At 72.8% G+C, this 5,664-nt stretch carries 6 protein-coding genes and 1 pseudogene; 4 read left to right on the plus strand and 3 right to left on the minus strand.

Going from position 1 to position 5,664, the window contains the following annotated elements; translation table 11 throughout:
• Together ON36_RS05195 and ON36_RS05200 are read right to left on the minus strand one after the other, a co-directional pair.
• Nucleotides 1–626, minus strand: a pseudogene (locus tag ON36_RS05195) (phospho-sugar mutase); the annotation flags it as partial.
• Nucleotides 626–1,405 (minus strand): purine-nucleoside phosphorylase, encoded by a 780-nt coding sequence (locus ON36_RS05200; protein WP_043648271.1) that lies wholly within the window; start codon nucleotides 1,403–1,405, stop codon nucleotides 626–628. The gene ON36_RS05200 and the pseudogene ON36_RS05195, both read right to left, overlap by 1 nt.
• 103 nt (nucleotides 1,406–1,508) lie before the next feature.
• On the opposite strand from ON36_RS05200, the gene ON36_RS05205 reads away from it, so the two are divergent.
• The 3 genes from ON36_RS05205 to ON36_RS05215 are packed head-to-tail and all read left to right on the plus strand — an operon-like array spanning nucleotide 1,509 to nucleotide 4,663.
• Nucleotides 1,509–2,210 carry an enoyl-CoA hydratase/isomerase family protein gene (locus tag ON36_RS05205; protein WP_043648274.1) on the plus strand — a complete coding sequence of 234 codons (702 nt, stop codon included), beginning with the start codon at nucleotides 1,509–1,511 and terminating at the stop codon, nucleotides 2,208–2,210.
• 60 nt (nucleotides 2,211–2,270) lie between these two features.
• On the plus strand, nucleotides 2,271–3,458 hold the full coding sequence (locus tag ON36_RS05210; RefSeq protein WP_043648277.1) for a M20 family metallopeptidase: 1,188 nt from the start codon (nucleotides 2,271–2,273) through the stop codon (nucleotides 3,456–3,458).
• A 56-nt stretch (nucleotides 3,459–3,514) separates the two neighbouring features.
• Nucleotides 3,515–4,663 carry a M20 family metallopeptidase gene (locus tag ON36_RS05215; RefSeq protein WP_373281772.1) on the plus strand — a complete coding sequence of 383 codons (1,149 nt, stop codon included), beginning with the start codon at nucleotides 3,515–3,517 and terminating at the stop codon, nucleotides 4,661–4,663.
• Between the two features lie 175 nt (nucleotides 4,664–4,838).
• Here ON36_RS05215 and ON36_RS05220 read toward each other — a convergent pair whose 3' ends face one another.
• The gene (locus ON36_RS05220; protein ID WP_043648279.1) at nucleotides 4,839–5,303 is read right to left on the minus strand and encodes a gamma-glutamylcyclotransferase family protein; all 465 of its coding nucleotides are present in this window, start codon (nucleotides 5,301–5,303) and stop codon (nucleotides 4,839–4,841) included.
• A 224-nt stretch (nucleotides 5,304–5,527) separates the two neighbouring features.
• Between ON36_RS05220 and ON36_RS33350 the strand changes: the two genes are divergently transcribed.
• Nucleotides 5,528–5,664 (plus strand): FAD-dependent oxidoreductase (locus ON36_RS33350; RefSeq protein WP_157224793.1); only part of this gene is annotated, 137 nt, incomplete at its 3' end.

Consider the following 5,664-nt stretch of genomic DNA (forward strand, 5'->3'; position numbering starts at 1 on the left):
AGCCGTCCGCCGGGGCCCTCCGCCCGGTCCGCCGGGGTGCGGGCGGCCTCGGGGCTCACCCGCTCGCCGGCCCCGGGCGCCGGTGGATCCGCCTCGGCGGCGACCGGCCCGGCCGAAGGGGCCGGCGTCGGCAGCTCGGCGATCCGGGCCAGATACCGCTGGACCAGGTCGGCGCCCGACGGTTCGACCGGCACGCGGTCGATCGGCTCGGTCACCGCCTCGATGCGGCGCTCGATCTCGGTGTCGGCGGGCGCGATGAGCTGGGACCCGCCGTCGAGGTAGACCTTGTAGCCGTTGTCGGCGGGCGGGTTGTGCGACGCGGTGATCTGGACACCGGCGACCGCGCGCAGGGCCCGGACCGCGAACGCGACCACCGGGGTCGGCACCGGATCGGGCAGCAGGACCACCGAGAAGCCCTGCGCGGCGAGGATCTCCGCGGTCGCGGTGGCGAATGCGGCCGAGCCGTGGCGCGCGTCGCGGCCGACCACGACGGTGCCGCCGCCGAGGCAGCGCCCGCGCAGCCAGTCGCCGAGGCCCGCGGTGGCCCGCGACACCGTGGTGACGTTCATGCCGTCCGGGCCCTCCCGCAACGGCCCGCGCAGCCCGGCGGTCCCGAACCGCAGCACTAGACCTGCTCCAGGATCCCGCGCAACAGCCTGCCCAGCCGCGGTGCGGCCGCCTGGCCCTCGGCGAGCACTTCCTCGTGCGAGAGGTGCTGCCCGGTGACGCCCGCGGCCAGGTTGGTGACCAGCGAGATGCCCAGCACCCGGGCGCCCAGCGAGCGTGCGGCGATGGCCTCGAGCACGGTCGACATGCCGACCAGGTCGGCGCCGACGGTGGCGAGCATGCGGATCTCGGCCGGGGTCTCGTACTGCGGGCCGGTGAGGCCGGCGTAGACGCCCTCGGTGAGCGAGGGGTCGATACCGCGGGCCAGCTCGCGCAGCTTGGGGTCCCAGGCGTCGACCAGGTCGACGAAGTGCGCGCCCTCGAGCGGCGTGCGCGCGGTGAGGTTGAGGTGGTCGGCGATCAGCACGGCCTCGCCGACCCGCAGGCCGGGCCGGATGCCGCCGGCGGCGTTGGTGAGCAGCACGATCTCCGCGCCCGCGGCGATCGCGGCGGTGACCGGATGCACCACCTGGGCGGGGGTGTACCCCTCGTACAGGTGCTGGCGGCCCATGAGCAGCAGGACCGGGGTGCCGTCGACGGACACGGAGTGCACCATGCCGCCGTGTCCACGGGCGGTCGGCCTGCCGAAGCCCGGTAGCTCCTGCATGGGGATGGACGCGGTCGGCGTGCCGATCTGCGCGGCCGCCTCCTGCCAGCCCGATCCGAGCACCACCGCGACACGGTGACGCGGGACTGACGTACGGTCGGCGATCGCCCGAGCGGCCTCTTCGGCAAGCATGGCGCCGAGTGTATCCGCCGCCCCCGCCCCGGGTCCGGGGAAGAACCGCCGCCGCGAGCTACCCGTCGGTAGCGATCGGGCAGCAATCTTCTACCCTGTGCGCATGCCGTATCTGGAACGTGATGGTGATGTGTTCGTGGTCTACCTCGGCAACGAGGGCCAGACCGACAACGAGAACCGCTTCTCGCCGGACTGGATCGAGGCCTTCCACGCGCTGCTCGACGAGGTCGAGGCGAGCGAGGGCCCCGCGGCCCTGGTCACCCACGCGACCGGCAAGTTCTACTCCAACGGCCTCGACACCGACTTCGTCTTCGCCAACCTGGACAAGATCCACGGCTACCTGGACCGGGTGCACTCGCTCTACACCCGGCTGCTCACCTTCCCGATGCCGACCGTCGCGGCGGTCAACGGGCACGCCTTCGGCGCGGGTGCCATGCTCGCGCTGTCGCACGACTTCCGGATCGTGCGCGGCGACCGCGGCTTCTGGTCGCTGCCCGAGGTGCACCTCGGCATGCCCTTCACCGTCGGCATGAACGGCCTGCTCAAGGGCCGCCTGGCCAACCAGGTGTGCGTGCGGGCCATGACCACCGGCCACCGCTACGGCGCCGACGAGGCGATCGCCGCGGGCATCGCCGACGGCAAGGCCGACGCCGAGGACCTGCTGAAGAGCGCGGTCGCCCAGGCCGCGGCGCTGACCAGCCTGCGCAAGCCGATCACCCCGATCATCAAGGCCGCGCTGCACGAGGAGACCCTGGCCGCGCTGGCCGTCCCGGTCACCCCGGAGAACCTGCCCTTCGGCGGCTGAACGGGACGCCTGCCCAGGTCTGACGAGGACGGCGGGCACGCCGCCCACTAGGCTCGGGCCATGGGCACTCCCGCGGCTTCGCCCGCGGACGTGGCGATCTCCGCTGCGTCCGCGGAGCTGATCGCGCTCTCGCACGCCGTGCACGCCGAACCGGAACTGGCCTTCGAGGAGACGCGCAGCGTCGCCAAGATCCGCACCCCGCTGGCCGAGCGCGGGTTCGAGGTCACCACCGGCGTCGCGGGTCTGCCCACCGCCTTCCGCGCCGTCTACGGCAGCGGCCCGCTCACCGTCGGGATCTGCGCCGAATACGACGCGCTGCCCGAGATCGGCCACGCCTGCGGGCACAACATCATCGCCGCGTCCTCGGTGGGGGCCGCGCTCGGCCTGGCCGCGGTGGCCGACGACCTCGGGTTGACCGTCGTCGTCCTCGGCACCCCGGCCGAGGAGTCCGGCGGCGGCAAGATCCTCATGCTCGAGGACGGCGCCTTCGACGACATCGCGCTGGCGATGATGGTGCACCCGGGCCCCGCCGACATCGTCGGCGCGCGGTCGCTGGCCCTGGCCGACCTGTCGGTCACCTTCCACGGACGCGAGGCACACGCCAGCGCGGCGCCCGAGCTCGGCCGCAACGCCGCCGACGCGGTCACCGTCACCCAGGTCGCCCTCGGCCTGCTGCGCCAGCACTTCCGCCCCGGTCAGCAGCTGCACGGTATAGTCGCCGACGGTGGCGTAGCCCCCAACATCGTGCCCGGCCATGCGGAGCTGCTGTACTACCTACGGGCAGCCGACGCCGCATCCCTCGACGATCTGATGCGACGAGCGTCGGCCTGTTTCGAGGCGGGTGCCCTGGCGACCGGCTGCACCCACGAGATACGGACGCTCGCGCCGACCTACACCGAGCTCACGCCCGACCCCGCCGTGCTGGAGGTCTATCGCACCCAGCTGGCCGGTCTCGGCAGGGTGCCGATCGCGCCCGAGCTCGAGGCGGCGCGTCCGCTGGGCAGCACCGACATGGGCAACGTCACCAACGTCGTGCCGGGTATCCATCCGGTGATCGGCATCGACGCGGGCGGCGCGGTCACCCACCAGCCCGCGTTCGCCGCGGCGGCGGTGAACGACTCGGCCGACCGCGCGGTGGTCGACGGGGCGACGGCACTCGCGCGTACCGCGATGGCGGTCGCGCGCGATGAAGAACAGAAGAGCAGGTTGTTGCAGCGGCTGGTCGAACGACAGGAGGACATCCGGTGAGCATCCCCGGTCACCCCGGTATCGCCCGTGCGGAAGCGGGCGATCTCTCCGAGAGGGTGGACGCCTGGCTGGCCGAGCACACCGACGATCTGGTCAAGTGGCGCAGGCACATCCACGCCAATCCGGAGCTGTCGCGCGCGGAGTTCGCCACGACCGAGTTCGTCTCGGGCTGGCTGGTCAAGGCCGGCCTCGAGCCGCGGGTGCTGCCCGGCGGCACCGGACTGATCTGCGACCTCGGCCCGGAAGGCCCGCGCATCGGCCTGCGCGCCGACATGGACGCGCTGCCCATGCAGGAGTTCACCGGCCTGAGCTTCGCCTCCACCGTGCCCGGCGTCTCCCACGCCTGCGGCCACGACGCGCACACCACCGTGCTGCTCGGCACCGCGCTGGCGCTGGCCGAGATCGAGGACCGGCTGCCGGTCGGCGTGCGGCTGGTCTTCCAGCCCGCCGAGGAGGTCATGCCCGGCGGCGCCATCGACGTGGTCGCCACCGGCGCGATGGCCGGGGTCGAGCGGATCTTCGCCCTGCACTGCGACCCGCGGCTCGAGGTCGGGCAGGTCGGGGTGCGCGGCGGGGCGATCACCTCGGCCGCCGACACCGTCGAGCTGGTCTTCGACTCGCCCGGCGGGCACACCTCGCGCCCGCACCTGACCAGCGACCTGGTCTACGCCATCGGCACCGTCATCACCGGCCTGCCGGGCCTGCTGAGCCGCCGCGTCGACCCGCGTACCAGCACCGTCATGGTGTGGGGCGCGGTGAGCGCGGGCAAGGCGCCCAACGCGATCCCGCAGACCGGCATGCTCACCGGCACCGTCCGCACCGGCGACCACGCGACCTGGGCCCTGCTGGAGCCGCTCGTCCGCGAGATCGCCGACGGCCTGCTCGCGCCGACCGGGGTGCGCTACCAGCTCAATTACAAGCGCGGCGTCCCGCCGGTGGTCAACGACCCCGCCTCGACGCTGATGTTCGAGAACGCCATCGGCGCGCTCGGTCCCGGCGCACTGGCCGACACCCCGCAGTCCGGGGGCGGCGAGGACTTCTCCTGGTACCTCGAGGAAGTCCCCGGCGCCATGGCCCGCCTCGGCGTGTGGCCCGGCGAGGGCGACCAGCTCGACCTGCACCAGCCCACGTTCGACATCGACGAACGCGCCCTGGCCGTCGGCGTGCGAGTCCTGACGAACCTGGTCCTCCAGCGCCGTCCCTGAGGGAGCGCCGTACCAGCCGACTGGCACCGCCGACCCCGAGGAGGCCGCCCGCGCGGCGGGCGTCGCGGCCGTCCCGCTGAGGGTGGCGTCTTTCGTAGCAGCGCAGTCGCACGAAAGACGCCACCCCCAGCGGGACACAGGGGGCCGCGACTCGAGCGCCCCGGCGCTCCAGGTATCAGACGCTTCCCGGCCCCACGTTGCGGCTGTTGCGGGTGCGCAGGGCGTGGACGTAATCCTCGGGGGCGCCCGCCTTTTCGGCGGCGTCGGCGATCACGCCGATGTAGCGGGCCGACGGCAGGCCGCCCTCGTAGGCGTCGAGGACGTAGAGCCAGGCGAGCTGGGCCTGGCCGTCGTTGCCGGTGACCCGGAGGCGGATCTTCTTGTGGATACCGAAATCCGAGCCCTCCCAGCGGTCGAGGCGTTCCTCGTCCTCGGGGGAGACGTCGTAGAGCACGACGAACACCCGGGCGCCCGGGTCCTCGACGACCGTGGCCAGCGGGCCTTCCCACCCGATGTCGTCACCGGCGAAGGTGAGACGCCAGCCTTCCAGCCAGCCCGTCCCGGACATGGGGGAGTGGGGGCAGCGCTCCAGCATCTGCGTCGAGTCCATGTTGGACCCGTAAGCGGCGTAGATCGGCACCTGTGAACTGTAGCCAATAACGCAGCGGGAATTCCCGTCTCCCGCCCAGATCAGCTCACCGTCACATCCGCGAACGCGTGCGGAGACACCCCGGGCACACGACGGGCGTCACATCGGCGGACCTGAAATGATGGGGGCCGAACACCCCGACGGAGTGGGAGCCCCACAAGGGCGAGCCCGGCCCGAGCGCGCCAGCGTTCCACCAACAGAGGAGCTTTTCAGACGTGACCCGTATTGCGATCATCGGCGGCGGACCTGCAGGCTACGAGGCGGCGCTGGTGGCGTCGCAGCACGGGGCGTCGGTGACGCTGGTCGACGCCGACGGGGTCGGCGGCGCGTGTGTGCTCTGGGACTGCGTCCC

This window comes from Nocardia thailandica NBRC 100428, assembly GCF_000308795.1.
GTDB classification, from domain to species: domain Bacteria; phylum Actinomycetota; class Actinomycetes; order Mycobacteriales; family Mycobacteriaceae; genus Nocardia; species Nocardia thailandica.